At 43.8% G+C, this 25,053-nt stretch carries 20 protein-coding genes; 5 read left to right on the top strand and 15 right to left on the bottom strand.

Going from position 1 to position 25,053, the window contains the following annotated elements:
- Nucleotides 1-23: 23 nt before the first annotated feature.
- The 7 genes from ACTXGF_RS22030 to uraD all read right to left on the bottom strand — a co-directional run bounded on the left by ACTXGF_RS22030 (nucleotide 24) and on the right by uraD (nucleotide 6,591).
- Nucleotides 24-818: a DUF5020 family protein gene (locus tag ACTXGF_RS22030; RefSeq protein WP_443532788.1), complete on the bottom strand. Its 795-nt coding sequence runs from the start codon at nucleotides 816-818 to the stop codon at nucleotides 24-26.
- Nucleotides 819-1,317: 499 nt separating this feature from the next.
- On the bottom strand, nucleotides 1,318-1,848 hold the full coding sequence (locus ACTXGF_RS22025) for an ureidoglycolate lyase (protein WP_443532790.1): 531 nt from the start codon (nucleotides 1,846-1,848) through the stop codon (nucleotides 1,318-1,320).
- Complete coding sequence (gene alc, locus ACTXGF_RS22020; RefSeq protein WP_443532945.1) at nucleotides 1,848-2,948, bottom strand: allantoicase; 1,101 nt, start codon at nucleotides 2,946-2,948, stop codon at nucleotides 1,848-1,850. The genes ACTXGF_RS22025 and alc overlap by 1 nt, the downstream gene beginning before the upstream one ends.
- 143 nt (nucleotides 2,949-3,091) lie before the next feature.
- Nucleotides 3,092-4,072 carry an allantoinase PuuE gene (gene puuE, locus ACTXGF_RS22015; RefSeq protein ID WP_443532792.1) on the bottom strand — a complete coding sequence of 327 codons (981 nt, stop codon included), beginning with the start codon at nucleotides 4,070-4,072 and terminating at the stop codon, nucleotides 3,092-3,094.
- Nucleotides 4,073-4,153: 81 nt separating this feature from the next.
- Nucleotides 4,154-5,512 (bottom strand): urate hydroxylase PuuD, encoded by a 1,359-nt coding sequence (locus tag ACTXGF_RS22010; protein WP_443532793.1) that lies wholly within the window; start codon nucleotides 5,510-5,512, stop codon nucleotides 4,154-4,156.
- Between the two features lie 111 nt (nucleotides 5,513-5,623).
- Entirely contained in the window at nucleotides 5,624-5,992 is a 369-nt protein-coding gene (uraH, locus tag ACTXGF_RS22005; protein ID WP_443532795.1) for a hydroxyisourate hydrolase, read from the bottom strand.
- 77 nt (nucleotides 5,993-6,069) lie between these two features.
- Nucleotides 6,070-6,591 carry a 2-oxo-4-hydroxy-4-carboxy-5-ureidoimidazoline decarboxylase gene (uraD, locus tag ACTXGF_RS22000; protein ID WP_443532797.1) on the bottom strand — a complete coding sequence of 174 codons (522 nt, stop codon included), beginning with the start codon at nucleotides 6,589-6,591 and terminating at the stop codon, nucleotides 6,070-6,072.
- A 523-nt stretch (nucleotides 6,592-7,114) separates the two neighbouring features.
- Here uraD and ACTXGF_RS21995 point away from each other — a divergent pair.
- Nucleotides 7,115-7,780 (top strand): TetR family transcriptional regulator C-terminal domain-containing protein, encoded by a 666-nt coding sequence (locus ACTXGF_RS21995; RefSeq protein WP_298807721.1) that lies wholly within the window; start codon nucleotides 7,115-7,117, stop codon nucleotides 7,778-7,780.
- 158 nt (nucleotides 7,781-7,938) lie between these two features.
- On the opposite strand, the gene ACTXGF_RS21990 is transcribed toward ACTXGF_RS21995, so the two are convergent.
- The 5 genes from ACTXGF_RS21990 to tolQ all read right to left on the bottom strand — a co-directional run bounded on the left by ACTXGF_RS21990 (nucleotide 7,939) and on the right by tolQ (nucleotide 13,553).
- Nucleotides 7,939-9,345: a nucleobase:cation symporter-2 family protein gene (locus ACTXGF_RS21990; RefSeq protein WP_443532799.1), complete on the bottom strand. Its 1,407-nt coding sequence runs from the start codon at nucleotides 9,343-9,345 to the stop codon at nucleotides 7,939-7,941.
- 505 nt (nucleotides 9,346-9,850) lie between these two features.
- Entirely contained in the window at nucleotides 9,851-11,143 is a 1,293-nt protein-coding gene (locus tag ACTXGF_RS21985; RefSeq protein ID WP_443532801.1) for a beta-propeller domain-containing protein, read from the bottom strand.
- Nucleotides 11,144-11,279: 136 nt separating this feature from the next.
- On the bottom strand, nucleotides 11,280-12,302 hold the full coding sequence (locus ACTXGF_RS21980; protein WP_443532803.1) for a cell envelope integrity TolA family protein: 1,023 nt from the start codon (nucleotides 12,300-12,302) through the stop codon (nucleotides 11,280-11,282).
- Between the two features lie 73 nt (nucleotides 12,303-12,375).
- Complete coding sequence (gene tolR, locus ACTXGF_RS21975) at nucleotides 12,376-12,834, bottom strand: protein TolR (protein WP_443532805.1); 459 nt, start codon at nucleotides 12,832-12,834, stop codon at nucleotides 12,376-12,378.
- Entirely contained in the window at nucleotides 12,831-13,553 is a 723-nt protein-coding gene (gene tolQ / locus ACTXGF_RS21970; RefSeq protein ID WP_057759620.1) for a protein TolQ, read from the bottom strand. Before tolQ ends, tolR begins: the two co-directional genes overlap by 4 nt.
- A gap of 627 nt (nucleotides 13,554-14,180) precedes the next feature.
- Between tolQ and ACTXGF_RS21965 the strand changes: the two genes are divergently transcribed.
- The 3 genes from ACTXGF_RS21965 (at nucleotide 14,181) to ACTXGF_RS21955 (ending at nucleotide 20,182) form a co-directional block, all read left to right on the top strand.
- Nucleotides 14,181-15,476, top strand: coding sequence for an NCS2 family permease (locus ACTXGF_RS21965; RefSeq protein ID WP_101204806.1), 1,296 nt, complete (start codon nucleotides 14,181-14,183; stop codon nucleotides 15,474-15,476).
- Nucleotides 15,477-16,214: 738 nt separating this feature from the next.
- Nucleotides 16,215-19,478, top strand: a complete 3,264-nt coding sequence (putA, locus tag ACTXGF_RS21960) for a bifunctional proline dehydrogenase/L-glutamate gamma-semialdehyde dehydrogenase PutA (protein ID WP_443532807.1) — start codon at nucleotides 16,215-16,217, stop codon at nucleotides 19,476-19,478.
- An 11-nt stretch (nucleotides 19,479-19,489) separates the two neighbouring features.
- Nucleotides 19,490-20,182: a 1-pyrroline-5-carboxylate dehydrogenase gene (locus tag ACTXGF_RS21955; protein ID WP_057759629.1), complete on the top strand. Its 693-nt coding sequence runs from the start codon at nucleotides 19,490-19,492 to the stop codon at nucleotides 20,180-20,182.
- Nucleotides 20,183-20,373: 191 nt separating this feature from the next.
- Here the strand turns inward: ACTXGF_RS21955 and ACTXGF_RS21950 are convergent, their stop codons facing one another.
- Nucleotides 20,374-21,546, bottom strand: coding sequence for a JmjC domain-containing protein (locus tag ACTXGF_RS21950; RefSeq protein ID WP_443532809.1), 1,173 nt, complete (start codon nucleotides 21,544-21,546; stop codon nucleotides 20,374-20,376).
- Nucleotides 21,547-21,736: 190 nt separating this feature from the next.
- Here ACTXGF_RS21950 and ACTXGF_RS21945 point away from each other — a divergent pair, with 190 nt between their 5' ends.
- A complete protein-coding gene (locus ACTXGF_RS21945) occupies nucleotides 21,737-21,922 on the top strand; it encodes an NF038104 family lipoprotein (protein WP_057759633.1) in 186 nt (61 codons plus the stop codon).
- A gap of 212 nt (nucleotides 21,923-22,134) precedes the next feature.
- Here ACTXGF_RS21945 and purB read toward each other — a convergent pair whose 3' ends face one another.
- Together purB and mnmA are read right to left on the bottom strand one after the other, a co-directional pair.
- Nucleotides 22,135-23,526 (bottom strand): adenylosuccinate lyase, encoded by a 1,392-nt coding sequence (gene purB / locus ACTXGF_RS21940; protein WP_443532811.1) that lies wholly within the window; start codon nucleotides 23,524-23,526, stop codon nucleotides 22,135-22,137.
- 212 nt (nucleotides 23,527-23,738) lie between these two features.
- Nucleotides 23,739-24,965 (bottom strand): tRNA 2-thiouridine(34) synthase MnmA, encoded by a 1,227-nt coding sequence (gene mnmA / locus ACTXGF_RS21935; protein WP_522885866.1) that lies wholly within the window; start codon nucleotides 24,963-24,965, stop codon nucleotides 23,739-23,741.
- Between the last annotated feature and the right edge of the window lie 88 nt (nucleotides 24,966-25,053).

Here is a 25,053-nt window from a genome sequence, read left to right as displayed (position 1 = left end):
GCCAAGAGAGTTTCTATTGAGTATTAAAAATGGAATTTTACCAACGCACTAGGAGAGTTTTGATTTACGCCATCAACACCGTATTTATTTTTCCAATAACTATACTCCATACCGACTTCTAAGCGGTTATCAATACCGAGCATTTCTTGTAAATTGTATTTAATTTGCGGATTAATATGAATATTATCTTCAATGTCATCATTATTAAATGAATAATCAATAAAACCATCCACTACGAAGTTGTTGCGCTCCCAACCATAGGTTAAGGTAATTTGCTGATCATCGTCAGTATTGTCATTAAACGCATGATATAGAGTAGCCGACGCAAACTTCATTCCTGGAATAGGTACATTGAGATCTGCGCCAATACCAACCAGATAATTATCTTGGTCAAAGCCAGTGCTGTTCGAACCAAATTCATACGTAGCGGCTAAATTAACCTGCTTGATAAAACTGTCATTCAAAGTTGCTATTTTGAATGTAGGAGACAACTCGCCATAAGTTTCTCTAAATCTATTGTTTTCAATGTCATCGGCACCTTGGTTTCGATCGACAAAGAAGAACACGCCGCCCCAGTCGTGCGCAGAGGCATGCTCTAATGTAACGGTTGTCAGCTCTCCGTCTTCTACGAGTTCATAATCATTACCGTAAAGTACGGAAACACTCGTATCAGTAAAAAAGGTCTTAGCATGGATGTTCGACATGCTACCTAAAGCCGCGATAGCAACAGCTGCCATCGACAAAGGTTTGAGTAAAGCTAGCTTTTGGCTAGATGAATTGGTATGACAGGATAAGCTCGTTAATAAATCAAAACGCAAAATATGACCCCTTTATGTACAATTGATTGTTGATTGCCCCAAAACTGCATCGTTATTATTTGCTAGCAAACAAACTATTAATCCAATGCTCGTTAGACAACGGTTGGTTGATAGCGCTTAAATGCTTACTACTAAAGAGCATTCAATAACCGTGCCATAAATGCCCTAGAAGGCTGTCTTCTACAGAGTCGCCTAACTTTTAGTCTTATTAGCCATTAATAAGGATAGAAATAAGCAAAATAGTCCTTAACTATTCTCAAGTGAGAGAGCCAATTTCCGTGTATTTAGATATATGTGGCAAACAATGTTTTTCGAAGGATCAGATGCGTCATAAAAGCACCAAAATGGATATCTATGTGCCCCAAATTGGGTCGTCTGACGGACTTTAATCAATTGATAGGCCTATGATTTAACAACTCAATGAACATAAAAAAGCCAGCTAATAGACATTAGCTGGCTTTAAGTTTGTATATGTCGGAGGCGACTATTTTATATTCAATTAACTGCATTCATCTTCTAACTCAATAAACACATGCCAATCTGTGATATCAACCTCATGACAATTATTACCCTCGCCATTGATACGATCAATAACTAAAAAGTCACTGTCACGTCCAAGCGCGAGTAGAGGGTGATGCCAGACATTAGCATCGTACTGTACACCTTGGTAAGATTTCGCATAAAACACTGTTAGGTCATCAGGCGACTGCGGCGGCACACCAGCTTTAGCGACGACGACGATATAGTCTTGGCCTTCCATAGATACAAATGCTTGTGTTCCAAGCGGATGGTATTCCATGACTGAGAGTACAATCGGGTTCTCACGTTTCTTGGCCCGAAAGATACTCATACCAACTGAGCCACCGTCTAGCTTACTTTCGGCAAGTGCATGATGACGAACCGCATAGCCATTATTGATCTCATAAGTATTGTCAGCCGTTTGCTCATTATCACTATAGCGCTCGATAACCGAGCCGTAAGGGGCAAAGTTTGCCTTGGTTAAAGGCTTAGCTGTTAAAGTGACACTCATTATTTAGCCTCTTTACTATCAACATCAGTACCAGTTTCAATATTAGCCTCAGCAATTTTGCCATACACACGTACACGGCTAATGCCACCATCTGGGAAGATATTGACCCGAATATGCGTGATAGGCTGGTCTATCTGAAGCTTGTCTTTACCAAAGTGATGAATGTCATCCGCATTGGTTTTTTGTGGTTCAAGTAGGGTTTCCCAAAACATACTCTGAGTCACTAAAGTTTGCTCTGGTGTATTTGGAGAGTAGACGGCTTGGATCGAGACTTTATCAGGGTAATTGCCTTTAAAGTGGGCAGTATCTATCTCGATGGAATCAACGATACCTGCTTGACCTAGTGCGATGATGCACCAGTCATTGCCTGGCTCACGGCGACGACGAGTCTCCCAACCATCACCCATGTTAGGCGCTTTAGTTGGTAGTAGTAAATTACTAGCCGCACCAAAGTGCGCATCGTTACTGGCAATGGCACGACCACCATTTAATGCGCCTGCCAAGTCAAGCGTCTCGCCTTGTATGTTTAGGCTGGCATCAAGTTGGATGTCACCATAGACACGTAGTCGGGCAACGCCGCCATCTGGATAAATATTCAAACGAATATGGGTGACCGTTTGCTCATGATCAATCTCGACAAGCTCATGATTGTGACCTTGAAGCGGGGTCATACCCACTAGTGCCTGCCAATTTTTATTGTCCCAATCTTCTTTGCTTAGACTAGTAAGTTCAGCTTCATCTTGCTGCAGTAGCTCGGGCGCGTATAAAGCATCGACACTGGCGGAAGATGGAAAATTACCCGTAAAGTGACTGGTATCAATATCGAGACCAGAAATTTTGGTTGGGCGAGCAAGCTGGATAACTAAATAATCGTAACCCAAGTGGCGCTTGCGACGAGTTTCCCAGCCGTCCATCCACTTACCGTTGTCATCGAACTTACCCACGACAAATATAGGTGCATCAGGATTTAGAATACGGCTTTTATCCGCAAAGAAGTCATCGGTAGCGAATAGTGATTTTGCACCCAAGCGACTGTCAGCGACGTTTGATTTTTTGGTAAATGCTGGTAGGGTATCAGGTAGATTATTTGCGGAGATAATTTGTCCAACTTCTGAAGTATTTTGACTCACAATGATTCCTTTTTAATAACGGTGTGTGTTGATAGTGTGGGTGCTATCTTATTTATTCATCTATGCGCACTCGCTTAGCTAAGTAGAACGAGTGCTATGACGATAGCCTAAGCTTACATCCAGTTAGCAGTGTTGTCTGACGTAGCAGGATGGTTTTCGTACCAGTGTTTGGCGATATCATCACGGCGGCATATCCATACGTCATGCTTATTAGTGATATATTGCAAAAACTGCTTTAACGCTTTGATGCGTCCTGCACGTCCAATAATGCGGCAATGCAACCCAATGGTCAGCATTTTAGGTGTGTGTGCGCCTTCTTCGTATAAGGTGTCAAAGCTGTCTTTGAGATACTGATAAAAGGGCTCTGCATGAGTAAACCCTGGACTTGAAGAAAAGCGCATGTCATTGGTCTCTAAACTATAAGGGATGACCAAATGCGGCTTGCGCGTGATCAGATTGCCATCTTGGACCTTTACATTGAGCCAATATGGTAACTCATCACCGTACGAGTCAGAGTCATAGGTATAGCCACCTTGTTCAGCGACCAGTTCACGAGTATTTGGACTATCGCGTCCTGTATACCAGCCAAGAGGTTGACCACCGAGCATGCGTTTAAATATCTGGGTGGCACAGCGAATGTGTTCGCGCTCCGTCTCACGGTACATATCCTGATAAGTAATCCAGCGTAGACCGTGACTGGCAATTTCATGACCATCTTCTAATACACGCTCAATAATATGCGGGGTTTTTTCAGCAGCGGCGGCACAGGTAAACGTGGTGATAGGAATACCATAATCTTTAAAGACATCTAATACACGCCATACACCGACACGGCTACCGTATTCGAATGCAGACTCAATAGACTGGTGACGGTTGTTAAATTCTGGTGTGCCTAAGATATCAGACAAAAAACGCTCTGATTGGCCATCGCCATGGATGACGCTATTTTCTGCACCTTCTTCGATGTTTAATACAAACTGTACGGCGATTTTTGCGCCACCTGGCCAGTTCGCTTTCGGTGGATTGCCAGCATAGCCTTTTAGGTCGCGGGGATACGTACTGATATCAAAGTCACTGGTAATTTTTTTGCTCATTATCTATATTCCTATATCGCTTAGAGCCTTAGATATTTGTTTAAATATTGCTCGTAAAGGACAGTTATTTTTTATCAAAAATTAAAGTGATGATGCATAGGCCACAAGCTGTTGGCGCTCAGCATCCGTCAACTGAGTAATATTACCAAGCGGCATATAGCCAGTCTGTACCGCAGTGACGATTTTCGCTTTATGTATTTTTAGGTCTTCTGGTGTCTGCAAAATGATTCCTGCTGGCGGCGCGGCAAAGCCTTGCTGTGTTGGCTGCACAGCATGACAGGTGCTACAGCGTGTATGCACGACATCCATCATGGCGTCATCTGCTGACGCGCTCACGGGTACGGCTTCAGCAGTAGCTGCATCAGTGCTAATACTTTTATTAGCACTGCTAATAGCACTACTATCAGAATTGCTATTAGCGTTAGCAACAGTATCAGTGTTTGAGTTAGTAGTCGCGCTTGTAGCTGGCGGCGTGCTTTCAGTCGTTGTAGATGCTACGGAGACAGTAGCAGGCACTGGCTCAATTGGTTCAGGTCGCATCCAAATAATTAATAATACGGTTAATACGGCTGGAATAACCAAGTAACGAGGTTTTTTATGACCCAAATGCTTTTGGTTAAAGTAATGACGGGCAGTCGCGGTAATGATACCGACGAAGACCAATACTAACCAACCTTTCTCATGAGCATACATCATTGGGTAGTGGTTGCTGATCATGGTAAAGATAAGCGGTAGGGTAAAATAGTTATTCATCAGTGAGCGATTTTTGGCTTGTAATGCCAATTCAGCCACTTCTTTACCAGGCTTTTCGCCGCGCCGCACACAGTCAACGAGTGCGCGCTGAGCTGGCATAATACCGAAGAATACGTTACCTACCATCACCGTGCCCAAGATAGCACCAATATGTATAAATGAGGCGCGATCACTGAACAGCTGGTAAGAACCCCAGCTCGCGATGACCAGCAAGATAAAAATCAGCGTACTAAAGATAAACGCATTTTTACCCAAATGACTGCGCACGATAACTTCATAAATGAAATAACTACCAAACAAGAAAAGCAAGCTGGTGGCAATGGCACCGATACTGGTAAAAGGTACTTTGCTTGGGTCAATTAGGTAGGCAGTTGCATTGGCATAATAGACGATAGACATCATCGCCGCACCCGTCAGCCAAGTGGTATAAGCTTCCCATTTAAACCAATGTAGCGTTTTTGGCATCTCTTCGGGTTCGAGTTTGTATTTGGCAATTTCATAAAACCCGCCGCCATGGACGGCCCAAAGATCACCCGAAATACCTTTGTCTGTTTTCCACTGTGGCGGTTTGCGTAGGCTTAGATCTAGCCACACAAAATAAAACGATGCACCAATCCATGCTACCCCAGCGATAACATGAAACCAGCGGAAAAATAAACTCAACCATTCGAGAAGATAGGCGCCCATGTAATAAATGTCCTTTAATATGACAGTGTCTTAATAAAATGTCTTGGTAATTTCTTTTGATAGTATTTCTTGTAAGCTAATAACAAATCAGAGAGCTAAACAACGCCAAAGCTATGATCCGCGATAAGTGCTATAACCGTGCGCACTAAGCAGAAGTGGCACGTGATAATGACTGGCATCGTTTACCACAAAGTCGATAACCACTTGCGGGTAAAATGCTGTCAGCTGCTGAGCATTAAAATAAGACTGAGTATCGAACGTTACGGTATAGCGGCCAACATTTAGCTGATGCTCTGTGCTATCGATGGCTGTATCAAACTGCCAAGCGTCTGGTGTGATACGGCCATCACGATTGGTTGTACCATGCGCTAGTAATGTGGTGACACCATTGTCTTGTACGCGGTGTAAGGTAACGGCGACATCAGCGGCAGGTTTGCCAAGATGAGTGTCTAAGATATGTGATGATAGGGTGGCAGACATAATGCTTCCTTTAAATTTGTGAAAAATATAAATCGGGTAAAAATGCTAGTCTAACTCTGCGACTACTATTTGCATGTCTAAGCATTGTCTAGTAGTTTGTTTAAACGTAGACGCGTAATTTTGTTTTGTTCAGCGGCTGCATTGGCAAGCTCTGTAGCACGATCGTTAGGCAGGCGCGCTAATAACAGGTCGAGCATTTGCTGCGCGCTTTTGCCCGTCGCAAAGACAATAAAAATAAAGCCAAATTTATCAAGATAGTCGTGATTGCCTTTGGCAAGTGCTTCGAGCACCTCATCGGCTGCATCGTTAGCGCCTGATTGTTCGTGTGCAGCGCTACTTTGTGTGTTGCGGTATTTTTCTTTTAGAGATGCCACGTTACCGATTTGCGGATGTCCATCAAACGCTTCTAATAAGTTAGCCTCATCATTTTGTACTTTGTTCCAGATAGCGTCGCTACTTGCTAGCAGTGCGTCAACGTCTGCAAAAGGGCGGGCGTCTGCAAGTTTATATGCCCAGTTTTTACTAGTGCAGCAAGTCAATAGCTGAGCGATGGCGACTTCTTGTGATAAATCGTTGAATTGCGCTAAGGTTAAGCTCACGATGACATCCTTTTCTAATAGGGTAGCCCGTTATCTGTATTGGGCGATAAATGTTTGATAGAGGTTTATACCTTATGATCATTTGCATAAACTTATAGGTACAAGCAGTAATTTTGATAAGTAGCGGTTGCTTCAGCTTTATGGATAATTTGATTAAGCTAGTCGCTACTAATTTGCTTAAAATCAAAAGCTGATAATCTATGTGTTCGTAGTCAGAGCTTTGGCGCTTATATACGATTTGCATAATTTCAAGTTATAGTGAACTGACAATATGAAACAGATTTGCTAAGGAAACACTGATATTTTAGCCGTCTAAAACGTCTGGCAAGAGGCAATTAATGACGGCGTAATTGATTTACAGTTCCCATTTTGCTAAAACCTGACTAATTGGTCAACTGTTTTATGCGAAATATTTTTATTTAACAGGTTATGCTGATCAAATCTATGTGTTTATATAAGAATACATAGCAAAATATAGCGACTATTTTGTCGAACCTGTCTCTTAGAGTGAGATACCACTGCTATGACTCAAAACAATCAAAAGGAAGAAACCTCAGTGACTGATACGCCTTCGCACCGTAGCCAACAAGCCATTCGCGCACAGAATCAAGCGCTTATCTTAGCGGCAGCTGAAGAAGAGTTTGTGCTTCAGAGCTATCGCGGCGCTACGATGCAGGGCATTGCCGATAGGGCAGGCTTGCCTAAAGCCAATGTTCACTACTACTTTAAAAATAAAAAAAACCTCTACATGGCAGTGCTACGCTCGATCATTCAAGAATGGAATGAAGGTTTGGTAACCATGACAGTAGATAGCGACCCAAAAACAGTCATCGAAAAATTCGTCCGTACCAAGCTACATCAGGCATTTGTCAATCCAAGTCGGCATAAACTATTTGCGATTGAAGTCATCGGCGGCGCACCGCATCTGCATGAATTTATGTCCACTACGATGAAGGAGTGGGTACACGATAAAGCACAGGTAATGAAAGAGTGGCACAAGCAAGGCAAAATTGGGATTACTGACCCTCTCCAACTACTGATTTTGATTTGGGCGACTACCCAACGTTATGCTGAATTCGAGATTGAAATCGTTGGATTAATGGATAAGACGGCATATGACGCAGCAGATGAAGCACGTGCGGCAGACTTTCTGGTGCCTTTTATTCTAAGGGGCTGTGGCCTTGAATGATGACAAGATAGATATTTGACAAGGTTCCTATTTGACAGAATACCTATTTAATAAGTCAGGTGCTTAATCAGCGAAGTGCACAGATTGTTTCTATTTTTCTGTGCACCTCGTTTACGGCTAAACACTTCGATATATTTAACCCTAGCTTTTTCTTACCCTTACGCTACTTCTTGCGTTGGTTCCAAGTTGTCTTTTGCATGCTGTGCTTTGGTATCAAACTCGATGCCATAGTTTTTGGGTAAAATCATATCAAGGGTGATAGCCACAATCCCTGCCATCGTTACTGCTGAGCCAAAGATATTCTGAAAAAACTGCGGCGTTTGTGACAGTACGTCAGGGACAAAGGCGATACCCGTTGCCAGACCCAGTGAGGTGGCAATGATTAAGACATTACGATGCGTAAATTGCACGGTAGATAAGATACGAATACCAGCAGTCGCTACCGTCGCAAACATCAGTAGCGTGACGCCGCCAACGACAGGCTTCGGTAACTGCGTAAAAACAGCACCAAGGACAGGGAATAGCCCCATCAGGCATAAGAGACCGCCCACATAGAAACCCACATAGCGACTGGCAATACCCGTCATTTGGATCACACCGTTGTTTTGGCTAAAGGTTGTCACAGGGAAGGTGTTGAATACCGCCGCAATCAGAGAGTTAACACCATCTCCTAGTACGCCGCCTTTGATGCGTTTCTCATAGATAGGGCCTTTGATCGGTTCACCTGATATCATTGAGGTAGCCGTCAAATCGCCTGAAGTCTCGATACTGGTAATGATATACATAAAGGCAATAGGAATAAAAGCCTGCCAATCAAAACCAAAGCCATACTTAAAAGGGATTGGCACCGTAAAAAAAGCCGCTTCAGAAACCAGTGAGAAATCGATACGTCCCATAAATACGGCCGCGATAAGGCCGAGCATCAAACCGATAAAGATGGCGCTTGAGCGAATGACTTTATTATTGATGATACTAATCAGTACGACACTTGCCAGCACACCACCGCCCAAAAGTAAGTTCGGAATACTACCAAAATCGTCAGCACCAAACCCGCCCGCTAAGTCAGTCAGACCTACTTTAGTTAATGACAAACCAATCGTGACAATTACGCAGCCTGTAACAATAGGACTCATAAAGGATTTGAGTTTGGTAATAAATTGACTCAAAAATATCTCAACAAATGCACCGAGAAATGAAACGCCAAAAATAACTGATAATATCTCTTCTGGACCACCACCGCGGTTTTTTACCACAAAACCTGCTGTCAGTACCGCTGCCAAAAATCCAAAGCTAGTGCCTTGTAATGCCATAAGGCCAGAGCCAACAGGGCCTACTTTACGAGTCTGAATAAAGGTTGCGACGCCAGATACTATCAATGACATACTGAGAAGGTAAGGGATATGCTCTCCTAAACCTAATGTGCCACCTATGATAAGAGAGGGTGTGATGATACCTACAAACGCTGCAAGTACGTGCTGTATAGCACCTAAAAAAGCTTTAATGGGGGTGGGACGGTCATGCAGTCTATACAGTAAATCGGTATTCGCTGGAACGTTTTCACTCATGGTGGTTTCCTCCTAAAATAACTGCTTAGTACCCGCTTGACTGTAGATATCAGACAATGTGGTAAATCACGAGATCAAAGTTTTAACCCAATCTTTGATTTGTTTTTTATCGATGTAAACAATAGGGGTACGCATCCGTCTGTAAGATAAACAATGAAAATAACTAATATATATCGGCTAATATTTGAACAACCTGACCAATTAGTCAAGTCTATTTAGGGTATAGGTAAAATACAAGTCATTGCAATGTTTTTTTTGGTACTAGTGCGTTTACAGGTTTGTTACGAAAGAGGGAGGGTTAGGTAACATTGAAAAGCAGATCAAAGACGAGGGGGTGCTGACCATTGAAAGTAAATAAGTACTAAGATCTATCGGCCTCTCTATTGCTGTTTTTTAATCAAAAAAAGCCCCAATCATAACGACTATGATTGGGGCATTTCAATTTTGCTTAACAGTTGATCTTTATTCCACTATAACCAAAATTGCTACTTTGGTGGATGACCAGTTATTTTGGACTTGATGACCATACAGGTGAGCGAATAACGCCTTGTCCTGACTTACCAAACGCTTCGCTACCATTGAGAGATTTGATGGTCAGCACGCCTTTGCCGCCTTGGGTCGATGCGTAGACCACGCGTTTACCGTTTGGTGAGAAGCTTGGAGCTTCATCGATACCTGTATTGCCAAGATTGGTAGTAACAGCACCATTACTATTCATAATAGCCGCTGAGCGCCCACTCAAAAAGGCAATTTGTGTACCGTCACTGCTAAACTGCGGGCTGGTTGCATAACCACCGTTTGACACTTTAGTTGTTTGTCCTGTGGCAAACTCGTAGCGATAGACTTGTGGCTTGTTAAAGCCAGTTTTATCACTGACGAAAACGAAAGATTTGCCGTCTGGTGCATAGCTTGGCTGCACTTCACTGCTTGGTAAATTAGTGAGCCTTCTAGGTGTACCGCCGCTGGCACTCATCTCATAGATATCAGCGCTACCTTCAAAGCTGCTAGAGAATAATATCTTGCTGCCATCAGGAGAGAACGAAGGGCTTAGGTTACTACCTGAAAAAGGCGTCAGAGCAGTTGCACCGCCGCCACTGACGTTTTGCACGTAGATAACAGGATATGATTTTTCACGTTGTACCGAGTAGGCGATACGGTTGCCATCAGGTGACCATGCTGGTGAAAAAATAGAGCCCGCCACTTCAGTAATGGTTCTAGCGTTTTCGCCATCAGCATCCATCACTTTGAGACGAGAGATCTTTTGCTTGCCAGTTCCTGTTTCTTCAATATAAGCAATGCGTCCTGAGAAGTCTCCTGGAGTACCAGTAATCAGCTCGTATACTTTGTCTGCAATGACATGACCAGCGTAACGCATGCTTTCTCTATTGTTGTCAGCGGTTAGGCTTTGCTTGCCTTCTATCACGCGACCAGATTTGACATCAATGACTTCATAATCGGTGATTATTTTGCCACGATTGGTACGCGTACTGCCGACGACCAGATACGGTATACCCATGCTTTGCCAAACAGGTAATGTACCTGTCAGCTCTTTACTACTGTGCGGCTGCTGCGGTAGATCTTGATTGGTTACTTTTAGCTCGGTTTTACTCAAGTCATTTAATACAATCGGTGATAAGACCGAGTCACCCGCAAACGATACAAACGCGACTTGGTTTTGCTGAACAGGAATTTCATAGTCCAATTCTAGTACAACAGGTGCAGCGAGCACGCTTTGCGATATTAGCAATGCTGAGGTACTGGCGAGTAATGAGACTAGTAGTTTTTTGTGGGTACGCATGGGTAAATGGAGCTCCTAAAATTAGTATGATATTCATTTTTTATTTAATGAGACAAGCATCTAGATGAGGCAGCAACCTATGCGAAACAAGCCGCTTAACGTCACGTTACCAATATTATAAGGACCTAGCAACTGATTAATTGCTGCCTTTAAACTGTATGGTAAAAGTCGGGTATTTAGGGTCATCAGCATCAATCGGGAGGCTGCCAGTATTGAGTACCGCTTGTCTTGCCGCTTCGTTGACCGTGCTATCAGGTCCAGAGGCGGTCACATTGATCACATCGCCATTTGCATTGACAGTGATGGTTAGGGTGGCACGTTGAGTAGAGCCTCGCGCGGCGGTAGGCGGCGTATAGTTGCGCTTGATTAAATTGATGATTTCGCTGTTGCTGGCACCGCGACTGCCACTGGATGCAGAACGACTACTGCCCTTGGATGTACTAGAGGTTGACGTATCACCAGACATAGTAGACTGCCCATCTGATAGGCTAAAGGTTTTACCTGCATTGCCAGAGCCGGCAGTATCAATCTCAATATTGCGATCAGTAGCAGTGGGACGTTTTATCTTTGGTGGATTGTTTTGCTTTTGACGAAACTCTCCCAGCCTTTTTTGTTCTTCTATGAGCTGATCACGTTTGCTTTGATCGACTTGGTCAAGCTCTTCCATGGCTGACTCGTCTAATTGTGCTGCCCACTCAGCCATTTTGCGCTCATATTCTTGATTTTGCTCAAGCAAACGTTGTTGATGGTCTTCGCTCATCAGTATGGGTTGACCAGCGGGCTCCTCAGATCGTGTAAATACAGGCACGCGCTGAGAGCTTGACTGACTTTGATTTTGCGCACTTACGCTACTACCAGATATTTCTGGCTGGGCACTACTAGACGAGTCGCTAGTGCTACTATCCATCTGCATTGCGCTGGCTGCTGCACGGTTGGCCAATATTTGTCCTTGCATTTCAGCAAGTTGCTCAGGAGATACCATGACCGTTTCGATACTACCAGCAGTCTCAACTTCAGTGGTTTGATAGTTATAGACCAGTATGCCAATGACAAGGCCATGCGCCAGTAAGCTTAGCAATGTCGGCAGTGTTAGGCCGTTGCTTTCTGGTTCGGTAGGTACATAGACGGCAGGAGCATTATGCATGGTAAGGATACTCATGAACGTGATTTATCAGATTGATTACTAGGATTGGCTATTATGATATAAGACATTTACTAAAGGGCGCTTATCACTATAAAGAAGGCGTGGGTAGTGGTGCACCAGTCAGTAATCCAACTTTTTCGATACCTGCTTGTTGCAAAGTCGCCATGAGTGTCATGATGGCACCATATTGATTGTTTTGGTCGGCATTGATCATTACCTGTACTGGCTCAGCGTTACTATTATCGCTCTGAGACTGCAGGTTAGATAATGTATTAATCAGCTCAGGCTCACTTACAGGCACGTCAATATTACTTTCATAGCTGATAAAAATATCACCCTTGTCAGTCAAAGAAACAATCACAGGTAGTTGGCTTTGACTCATGGTATTGGTTTGCTCTTTTGGCAAATCAACATCGACGCCTGTAATCAGCATCGGCGCTGTCACCATAAATATCACCAGTAGCACCAGCATGACGTCAATGTAAGGTACGACGTTCATTTCTGCATTCAGGGCTTTTTTTTCACGGCCGTAGGGGTTTGGTTTCATAGCCCTGTCACCTGACCTGCATTAACTTGGGTTTCTTTACTAATAGGCGCTTGTACGCTGGTCTCACGCTGCAACATACCTGTCATCTCATCACAAAATAAAGCACGCGAGTCATATAATCGGCTCGATTTTGCTGTGAAATGATTGTATGCCAATACCGCAGGGATAGCGGCAAACAAACCCATGGCTGTGGCAATCAGCGCTTCGGCAATACCGGGAGCTACCGAGGCGAGGGTAGCTTGCTCAGTTTGAGACAGTCCCAAAAAGGCATTCATGATACCCCACACGGTACCGAACAATCCGATGTACGGAGCAACGGAGCCAATGCTGGCTAGTGTCGTCAGTCCTGACTCTAGCAATTGCTGCTGGCGACCTAGGCCGACGCGTAGCTTGCGTTCAACACCATCGATAATGTCATCTTTAGGTTGACGCTTTTTATGCATTCTTAGGTATTCTGAAAAGCCCACATAAAAAATCTGCTCAAGCCCTTGACGGTCAGGAGAGCCCTGAATGCCTTGATATAGCTTGGCTAAGTCTTCGCCTGACCAAAACCAAGTCTCAAATTGTTGATCAAAGTTTTTGGCTGTACCAAGTCGCGCACTCATGCGAAAGATAATAACCCAGCTGAGCAAAGAAGCTAATAACAGTAGTGCCATCACAATCTGCACCAATAGACTGGCTTGGGTAATAAGATCGACAATATTTAATGATTCAGGCATGTAATGGACTCACGAATAATTGATAACAGCTGGCTGGAATAGTGATATCCGAACCAGACAACCCCTAAACAAACACTATTTGCTTTTTAGTATTTAATAAACTGCACGTTTCTTCACTAAAAATTTGTAACTGTGCTCAGAAAAATGCTGCAACAGTAAGTATCGCGATTTAGGTATCGGTATAATAACCCCCTAGTTTACTTCTAAATGAGAGAAAGGTCATTATTAATGTGTTAAACGACTATTTAGTTGGGCTACTACTGATTAAGTCAGTAGTTAGTTGGATAACATGAATAATAACCGAGCAAATACTTACTACCTAAACTTATGACCCAAATCGAATATTACTTTAATGACGAATAGAAAGTAGTTTTTCGAATAGCGTAGGGCAACATGGCTGTATGTGGCTTTTCATATGGCTTTTCTGACCAATAGTCTTGAAGTCTCTCAAAATCGCATTTTGTACGAGATAGACATTATCAACGATTGAGTTTGTAAGATAACTGGTCTAATATGTTACGCTTTGTTACTACATTATTCTTATTGTGGCATCGTTATTTTTTCGCTGAGGTCATGTTTAATTTTAGGTAATGATGACTTTTTATTAGCCAGTCGGGGGCGACACTTATGAATGCAATTGAACGCTATTTTGGGATTAATGGTGAAAATACCACGATCAAAACAGAAATCATCGCTGGTATAACCACGTTCTTGACGATGGCTTATATTATCTTTGTCAACCCTAACGTCTTAGCCGATGCAGGTATGGATAAAGGGGCCGTATTTGTAGCGACCTGTATAGCAGCAGCAGTAGGTTGTTTCATCATGGGTATCTACGCCCGACTACCAGTTGCGCTCGCACCAGGTATGGGTCTTAATGCCTTCTTTACCTATGGTGTGGTGCTTGGTATGGGCTACGCATGGCAGACAGCGTTAGGTGCGGTGTTCTTGTCTGGTTGTATCTTCGTACTATTGAGTCTATTCAAGATTCGTGAAGCAATCATTAATGCCATTCCAACGTCTCTCAAAAACGGCGTAGTCGCTGGTATTGGTGCGTTCTTGGCGTTTATTGCATTGCAAAGCGCAGGTATCATCGTCAATCATGATGCAACCTTAGTTGGCCTTGGTGACATGACATCATTTGGTCCTGTCATGGCTTCATTAGGTTTTGTGGTTATCATTGGCCTGTCTTATAAGAGAGTCCCAGGTGCGGTAACCATTGGTATTTTATTGGTTGCCCTGATTAGCTTATTAATGGGCTATACACAGTTCACAGGTATCATCTCTTCACCGCCTTCTATTGCACCGACGCTGATGCAATTAGACATTGCTGGTGCATTTGATGTGGGCATGATCAGTGTTATCTTTGCTTTCTTATTTGTCGATTTGTTTGATACTGCTGGTACTTTGATTGCTACCACTAGCCAAGCAAAACTAACGGACAAAGATGGCAATATCCCGAACATGGGCAAAGCACTACTCGCTGATTCAACCGCGACAGTAGCGGGTTCTTTACTGGGTACTTCATCAACGACCAGTTATATTGAGAGTATCTCTGGTATTGCCTCAGGTGGTCGTACAGGCTTAATGGCTGTTACAGTAGGTGTGCTATTCCTGTTTAGCATTTTCTTCTCGCCACTAGCAGGTATGATTCCAGCTTATGCAACGGCTGGCGCTATCTTTTATGTAGCCGTACTTATGATGGGTACTTTAAAGGACATTAACTGGAGCGACTTAACAGAAGCAGCACCAGTGGTCGTGGTATTGCTATTCACACCGCTTACATACTCTATCGCTGACGGTATCGCACTTGGTTTTATTACCTTTACAGCTGTAAAAGCAATTGCAGGCAAGTTTGCAGATATCAGTATCGCTGTCTGGATTTTGACTGCTATATTGTTGTTCAAGATTATTTTCTTATAATGCAAAGTGTAGTAAGACATTAATAGCATCTTAAACAAAAAACCCTCCTTACCAGCTGATGATAAGGAGGGTTTTTTTTGTCAGCATTATAAGCCTATCGTCTTAATTTGAGCTCAGTATTCTTGGGGGTAATGTTTAGTATTTCTGATACCAGTATTAAGTAGGGTGATGCCAAACTATGGGCAATAGTAAACAAAAAAACGTAACCAAAGCGTCATGGCCAATAAAGTGCTTGTAAGTTATTGTTATTTAGATATATATTAATTTATGAAAATAATAAATTTCGTTAGTTTGAAAAAAACTTTCGTGATATTATAGCCGAGTTAAGCGCATCACCTCAATCAACGCCGTAGAGGTTTTTCTTACAGTGAATTAGCATCACCAAAGATGACAGATTTGTGATTATTAGAGCGATTTTTCGGTTCAATAAGGCGATATTTGGTCATCACACTCCTTTCACTACTAACAAGAAGAAGGCACTAATGCCGCTTAGCTTTTCGTTGTTGCCTTTGTATTGTTAACGTAGCCCGTTTAACAGTCGAACGACCTACTTAACCGTCTCCAGCCTATGCTGGATTTTTAGTTTTGTGATGGCGCCGTTTGGTCTTTTGATTATTGCTGTGAATATCCGTCAATAACCACTATTTTTTGATAGCGGTTATGAGCAGTTATACAGGACGATCAGACTTCCTAAAGCACCATTTATTATGGTTTTTAAACGATAGTTATGGAGTTATTATGAACCCAGTAGACCAGTTTACCCCGCAAGAGCCGATCTTGTTTAATCCTGTTGATATGCTGTCGCCTGAGTATCTCGCCCAGTCAGCAGAAGCGCTAAATAAGCGTATCTCACCGCTATATAGCGCCGATGAAGAACGTTGGTTGTCTGAGTTATTGCCACTTGCCAAACCCAGTATAGAAGAACGCGATGCTGCTGCTGAGCAAACGCGCAAACTGGTCGAGCACGTGCGTAATGATGGTAAAGCCGTCAAGATGGTTGACTCATTATTGCTGGAGTATAGCCTTGATACCCAAGAAGGTATCTTGCTAATGAGCTTGGCAGAAGCCTTGATTCGTGTGCCAGACAACTATACGGCTGATGCATTGATTCATGACAAAATGAGTGTGGCTGACTGGAAAAAGCACATTAAAAATGACAATGGCTTTATGGTCAATGCCTCTACTTGGGGCATGATGATGACTGGTCGCGTTGTCAGTATTGACAGCAGCACCACTGCATCAGGTTTCTTGGATCGCATGACTAAGAAGATGGGTGAGCCTGTCATTCGTAGTGCGATGCAAAAAGCCATGCGTATCATGGGCCATCAGTTTGTATTGGGCGAGACCATTGAAGACGCCAATAAAAATAGCCAGCCATATCGTAATAGAGGCTATACCTATTCATTTGATATGTTAGGCGAAGCGGCGATCACGCATAAAGATGCGGAAAAATACTTCAACGACTATCTACATGCGATCAGAGCTACGGCCAACGTAAAAGTCAAAGAAGGCATGCCAAAGCCGTCAGTGTCTATCAAATTATCAGCACTGCATCCTCGCTATGAAGCCACGCAAGAAGCACAAGTAATGGGCTTATTGCGTCAGCGCTGCCTGCTATTGATTGAAGCGGCACGTGAAGTCAATGTCGATATCAGTATTGATGCTGAAGAAGCAGATCGCCTTGAGATTTCTCTAAAACTGTTTGAGTCTTTGTACCGTGATAATTTGACAGCGGACTGGGATGGTTTAGGTATCGTTGTACAAGGGTACTCTAAACGTGCTATCGCTGTATTAGCATGGCTTGCTCGTTTGTCTACTGAAGTCGGTGATCGTATACCAGTACGTCTAGTAAAAGGCGCTTACTGGGATACTGAGATCAAACTTGCTCAGCAAAAAGGTCTATCAGGCTATCCAGTTTGGACACGTAAGGAAGGTACGGATACTGCATACCTTGCTTGTGCGCGCTTCTTATTGTCAGACCATCTGCGCGGACTAATCTGGCCACAGTTTGCGACGCATAATGCGCATACACTGTCATCAATCATGACCATGAGTGCACATAGAGACTTTGAGTTCCAACGTCTGCATGGTATGGGTGATGCGCTTTATGATCATATTTTGCAAGCTTATGAGATTCCTGTACGTATCTATGCGCCAGTAGGTGCACATAAGGACTTGCTACCGTACTTGGTACGCCGCTTGCTTGAGAACGGTGCCAACAGCTCGTTTGTTCATCAGTTGCTAGACAAGTCTTACCCAATCGAAAAGCTAACAGTGCATCCATATGACAAGCTGCTTGGTAATGCAACATTGCACAATCCAGACATCCCGTTACCGTTAGAGATTTACGGTGAACGTCGTGCAAGTTTCGGCCCTAATATCTTTGTAGAGTCACAATGGCTGCCGTTCAAATCAGCTATTGATAGCCATCTGCATAAGACATGGTCAGCAACCTCTATCATTAATGGTAAAGCTGTTGATACCTATGAAGTAGATGGTCAAACGAATCAGCTTGATAAGCAGACTGTACTTGCGCCTTGGAACCACGAAGTTAGTGCTGGCAAAGTAACTTATGCTAACGCTGAAGTGGCTCGCCAAGCGATTGACGTTGCTGTTGCTGGTCAAGTTGTATGGAAAAATGTACCAGCTGCTAAGCGTGCTGAGATATTACGTAAGATTGCTGAGCTATACGAAGAAAACTACGCTGAACTAATGGCACTATGCCAAGTTGAAGCGGGCAAAACCATGCAAGATGGCATCGATGAAATCAAAGAAGCTGTTGATTTCTGTCGTTTCTATGCTGACGAAGCAGAGCGTCTAGATGACGTCGTACATGAGTTCACAGACTTGGCTGGCAAGCAGTCTCGTCAAGTGTATAAAGCACGCGGTACTTTCGTTTGTATCAGTCCATGGAACTTCCCATTGGCTATCTATACGGGACAGATTGTAGCTGCACTTGCTGCAGGTAACACGGTAGTAGCGAAACCTGCTGAACAAACCAGTCTGGTAGCTCACTTTGGTGCCCAGTTGATGTATCAAGCGGGTATACCAGCCGAAGCATTGCAATTGGTCATTGGTGCAGGCGACGTAGGTGGTGCTTTGACGGCTGCTGATAATATCGCAGGTGTGATATTTACAGGTTCGACTCAAACAGCCCAACGTATCAACCAAAGCTTAAACGACCATGCACAAACCAGTGGCGAATTGCCTGTCTTTATCGCTGAGACTGGCGGTCAAAACGCAATGATCGTTGACTCAACAGCATTGCCAGAGCAAGTCGTTAGAGATGCGGTACTATCAGCATTTGGTTCAGCAGGTCAGCGTTGTTCAGCTTGTCGCATATTGTGTGTACAAGAAGAGATGGCGGATGATTTAATCGAGCTGTTGCAAGGTAATATGGCTGAGCTGTCTGTAGGTAATCCTCTATATGCTGCCACAGATGTAGGTCCAGTGATTGATGCGGATGCTAAGCATGGTTTAGAGGCGCATATCGAACGTATGAGTGCTGAGCCGACTGCTACTATCTTGGCACAGACGCCGATGAGCTCAAGCTCAGTCGTCAGTCAAGAGAAGTCTACCTTTGTATTGCCAACCGCAATCGAAGTGAAGAGCATTGATGTGATCGGTGGTGAGCACTTTGGCCCAATTCTACACGTACTGCGTTATCAAGCGCGTGATTTGAATAAGCTGATTGATGCTATCAACAATACAGGCTTTGGTTTGACGTTAGGTATCCATAGCCGTATCGAAAATACTGTTGAGCACATTGAGCGCCGTGCCTTTGTCGGTAACACTTACATCAACCGTAACCAAATCGGCGCGGTCGTAAACGTACAGCCATTCGGTGGTTGTGGTCTATCTGGTACTGGCCCTAAAGCTGGTGGCCCGCACTATGTCGCGCGTCTAATGCAACTTAGTTCAGAAACAGTCAACGCTGAACAGTCAGCTGCTCATATGACTGCGACTGAAACCCAAACTACCACTCAAACAGAACTCGCATAAGGAGTAGCAACATGGCGACTGAATTCAAAAAAAATCATGCCCAGGTTTGTGAATCTTGGCGATTACTCGGCGCAGTCAACCGCGCAACGTATCTACAAGCAGCCATTCCAAAACTGGCATTGCTCACTGGTGACGCCAATAAAGCAAAGCGTTTATTCAACCATTTGTTGAGCGCTGCGCCTAGCTTGGATGAGATGCATCGTATGACAGGTGCGACAGGCGAGTCCAATGACTTGTATGTGACTGGTCGTGGTAAAACCATGGTCATCGGTGGCGAAACTGCTAGAGCCATGGCAGTATTAGGTCAGCTTATCGCGGCACTCCTAACAGGTAATGAAGTTATATTGCATTGCCCAAGCCAAGATGAGATGTGTAATGAAGCTGCTAAGATACTGCACGACACAGGTATCAGTGAAGATGTATTGAGTGTGGCTAACGATTCGCAAACGGTCACGCTTTTATATATCGATCGTCTAGCACAAGTGGCTGTCTCTGGTAGCCGCAGCGAAGTGCAAGCCGTCAGTCAAGAGCTTGCCAATACTGACGGTATTTTGACACAGGTTATCAGTGTCACTGATATGGAAGGCTTGTCAGAAATGCTAACGCCTGACTATCTGCATCGTTTTGTCACTGAGCGAGTCAAGACTATCAATACCACAGCAATCGGTGGTAACGCGAGCTTGCTTGAGCTTGGTACAGAGTAGAATCAATGCAGTAATTACGAATCCGCTTCGCTTTTATATCAACTTTTATAAATTCTAAGCGGTATTTGGTAGCGCTATAACTACCAAACTAGTGATTGCATAAGATGTATAAGAAAAAACCGCTATCTGAGTAATTATCAGATAGCGGTTTTTTTGTTTATGCTGTTTAACTGAAGCCTGATGACAGGATGTTATTCAGCAATATCAACCCATACCCAACCGTTTTCTAGCCATTCGCTCAAATCATCTGCATCCACATCGGTGACGTCGCTATGTTGTAATGCTTCACCATTAGCCAAGCGTACTAGTACTGCTATCGCCGCTTCATCAAGCCCATCGATACGTTGACCGTTGGCATACAGCACGGTGCCATCAGTGGTCTGGCTATAGAGTAGGCGGTTGCTATAGTCCGCCTGCAATGTGGCTCCTTCTGATAGCGCTTGCATAAGCTCATCGGTATCTAACGTTTCTTCTGGCATCAGCGCATCATATTGGCGCTTACTAACCACTTCAGAGACTGCTTGGCGAATCATGTCATCACCGCGATCAGATTGTAGCATTTCTAGCAATTGCGCCTTGATAGCGGCTATACTATCTGATTGCAATTCACCTGACGCTTGTAGCGCTTGCGGTAGTAACATCGGGATAAATAACTTGCTGTCATTGGTTGCGATATCGGCCACGCTATCGATGATTTGCATCAGGTTTGGACGGCGGCAACCAAACGAGAAAGTCAGACAGTCGTCTTGTGCCACACCGAAATGTGATAATTTAGGCGGTACATAAAGGACATCACCCGCTTCTAGTATCTCATCAAAGATCAGTTCGCCCATGTCGTCAAATAAACGAAGCGGCTCATCAGCAACAAACTCTGTCTGGTCATCACAAAACTTGCCCAACTGCCAACGTCTAGAGCCATAGCCTTGTGCCAAAAATACATCGTAGTCGTCATAATGCTTACCAACCGACCCACCTGCTGGCGCATAAGAGACCATGATGTCATCGCGTTGCCATTGCGGAATAAAGTCAAATGCTTGCCACAATTGACCAAGCTCTGGTGACCACTGCTCAAGATTCTGTACCAATACGGTCCATTGCTCTGGTAGATTTTCAAAATTAGTCTCATTCAATGGGCTTTTTTTAAGTTGCCACTGTGCCTGACCTTCTTTTTTACTGGCTGCTTGGGTCAGCAGTCTTGCACTAGCATCTTCTTCAAGCGCAAGACCAATCATGTCATCTGGCTCAAACATATCAACTAGCTGCGGCAACCCTTGCTTGATAAGCAGTGGCTTCTTTTGCCAGTATTCAGTTAGGAATTGCTCAGGCGTGATAGAGTCGGGTAAACAAAGAGGAATAGAAGTCATTGATAAATCCATATTTTGGCGGTGTACAAGATTAATAATAAGGGATGCTTTATAGGAAGGTTTTAATAGTTTAAGATTATCATCTATTTGATGTCTATTATTTTGGTGACGTTTATATAGTACATATAAGCGATAACGATTATCAAAATAATAGCTGTCAGCAGAGCATCCACTCAATCGTAGGAACGTTATGAAAAAGCTGCATTTTGTTGTCATCATCGCTAGCGTATTTTTGCTACAAGCCTGTGTCCATAAAATCGTCACAGTACCCGCAAAAATCGCTTATAAAACTACCAAAGGCGTGGTTAAAGGAACCGTTGCTGTGGGTAAAGCCATCATACCGGGCGACAGTGATGACGATGATGATAAAAAATAAAACCTTACTTATCGACTATGGGTTTTGAATCAAAAGCAATCGAATCAAAACCAATCATAGCGTTCAAAGTAAGGTTATTATTTATTCAGACAATAGCTATTAAGATAACAACTGAATAAGATAAAAATACTATCAAGTAGGAGCGAGTAACTAATACTAGGCGCTCCTACCTCTCTAGTCCGATCTTATTATCAGTATGCTCTTATTAGCTATTAAAGCTTGGCAATCCATTCTTTAATAGCGCGTGCTTGCTCAGCGGCATTACCGATATAAGTAGCAGGCGTTAATGCACGTAGGCGTTCTTTATCCGCATCACTAACTGCCGATAGCTCATCGCTTTCGACGAACGTTAGCATGGCTTCACGAGTCATGGCATTACCACGAGTCAAGGCTTTTAGTTTCTCGTATGGGTTTTCAACACGGTAGCGACGCATGACCGTTTGAATCGGCTCTGCCAACACTTCTTGCGCTTGATTCAAATCATCATTTAAACGCTGTGCATTTAGCTCAAGTTTACCTACGCCTTTTAGGCAAGCGTCAAACGCAATCATGCTCTGTGCTAGGCCAACACCGATATTACGCAACACCGTCGAGTCAGATAGGTCACGCTGCATACGTGAAATTGGTAGCTTCTCACCCAGATGGGCCAGCATCGCATTGGCAACGCCCAAGTTACCTTCAGAGTTTTCAAAGTCGATTGGATTAACTTTATGCGGCATGGTAGAAGATCCGACTTCACCGTCTTTTAGGCGCTGCTTAAAATAGCCTAAGCTAATATATTGCCAAATATCACGGTTGAAATCGATCAAGATTGTGTTGAAGCGCTTAACAGCATCAAACAACTCAGCGATATAGTCGTGTGGCTCAATTTGAGTCGTATAAGGGTTAAATGTTAGCTCTAAACGCTGATTGATAAACGCTTCAGCATGGCTCTGCCAGTCGACGTCAGGATACGCTGAAAAATGCGCATTATAGTTACCGACTGCGCCGTTGATTTTACCTAATAGCTCTACTTGATTGATTTGATTGATTTGACGGGCTAGGCGGTAGGCCACGTTTGCCATCTCTTTACCAAGTGTCGTTGGACTGGCTGTCTGACCATGTGTACGTGATAGCATTGGCTGATCAGCGTGAGCAATAGATAAATCAACGATACTGTCAGTCACTTGCTGCATTTTTGCAACGACTAGCTCGCGGCTGTCTTTGAGCATCAATGCATACGATAGGTTATTGATGTCTTCACTGGTACAGGCAAAGTGAATGAACTCAAGTGAGTCAATCAAGGCATCCTGACCACGGAACTTGTCTTTGATAAAGTACTCAACCGCTTTTACATCATGATTGGTCGTCGCTTCGATGTCTTTGATAGCTTGAGCATCTGCTTCGCTAAAGTCATCAACGATTGCATTCAAAAAAGCGTTGGTCTGGTCATCAAATGCTGCTAATTCACCAATTGCGCTGTTGTTAGCTAAAGACTGCAACCAGCGAATCTCTACCGTAACGCGAGCTTTGATTAGACCAAATTCAGATAAATAAGGACGTAAGCTGTCAGCCTTTGATGCGTAACGACCATCAATTGGAGAGAGAGCGGTAAGTGGGGTCATGGTTATGCCTCAGTAGTTATGAAATAAAAAACTGCAAGAGTCTGGATAAAAAATTACCATATAAAAAACGACGTTGAAATCGTTGCGCGTAATATAGCAGAAATATAATATTAAAAAAGCGGTCTATGCAAATAAAGCGATGTTGACGCTCGTTAAAATAAATCTATTTACTGCGTCAACATCTGTGTTTTAAGTTGGGTCTTAGGAAGTAATTAAAATCCGCAAGGTGCATCGATAGATTCAATCACGCCGCCGCCTAGACATACTTCATCGATATAAAATACCGCTGACTGACCAGGGGTGACGGCGCGCTGTGGCTCATCAAATACCACGCGCACTTCGCTGCCATCAGCATTGGTCGCAAACACGCGACATGCTTGGTCTGGCTGGCGATAGCGAGACTTTTCCATACAGGTTAGACCTTCGTCGCTAAACACATCCGCAGGTGGTAAACCATCAATCCAATCGAGCTTATAGGCTTTTAGCTCGTTGCTCATCAGCATGGGATGTTCATGCCCTTGACCGACGATTAAACGATTTTTCTCTAAATCTTTTGCCAATACAAACCACGGTTCTTCAGGACGGTCTTTAACCCCGCCAATGCCGATGCCGCCGCGTTGACCCAGTGTGTAATACATGAGGCCGTCATGAGTGCCGATGACTTTATTATCATCAGTAAGTATCTCGCCTTTTTGGGCAGGCAGATATTGCTGTAAGAAGTCTTTAAAACGGCGCTCACCAATAAAGCAAATACCTGTAGAGTCTTTCTTTTTAGCCGTCGCTAGGTCATGCTCTTCAGCAATCTGACGTACCACTGGCTTTTCAAGCTCGCCAACTGGGAACAGCGTTTTGGCGATTTTGTCACCGCCAACCGCATGTAAGAAATAGCTTTGATCTTTATTATTATCAAGCCCGCGTAAGAGCTGCGCAACCTCGTCACCTTCGGCATTGGTATAGTTCACACTGCGGCGCGTATAGTGACCGGTCGCGATATAATCTGCCCCAAGCGTCAACGCATAGTCCAAAAACGCCTTAAACTTAATTTCTTTATTGCACAAGATATCAGGGTTTGGGGTGCGGCCTGCTTTATATTCCGCCAAAAAGTGCTCGAATACGCGATCCCAGTATTCCATAGCAAAGTTGGCCGTGTGTAGCTTCATACCGATTTTGTCACATACGGCTTGCGCGTCTGCTAGATCATCCATCGCCGTACAGTATTCGGTGCCGTCATCTTCTTCCCAGTTCTTCATAAACAAGCCTTCAACCTTGAAGCCTGCCTGTTGAAGTAATACGGCTGATACAGAAGAATCGACCCCACCTGACATACCGACAATCACATGCTTGGTGCTAGGATTTTCGACATCGGCAAGTGTTAAAGGGCGATGAGCATTAAAAGACTCAGAAACGGTTGTGCTTGAGGTATTTTGTATGGCTGACATAAAACGGCTCAACTATTTATACGTTATCCAAAGTACATGCCGACGCCAAGTGTTATACCATCACTACAATACGTAGTCTCAGCACAAC

Origin of the sequence: Psychrobacter sp. 1Y6 (assembly GCF_052258385.2) — a bacterium.
Lineage (GTDB): Bacteria > Pseudomonadota > Gammaproteobacteria > Pseudomonadales > Moraxellaceae > Psychrobacter.
The sequence above is the reverse complement of the archived record's forward strand: the minus strand, read 5'-3'. Positions and strand labels throughout refer to the sequence as shown.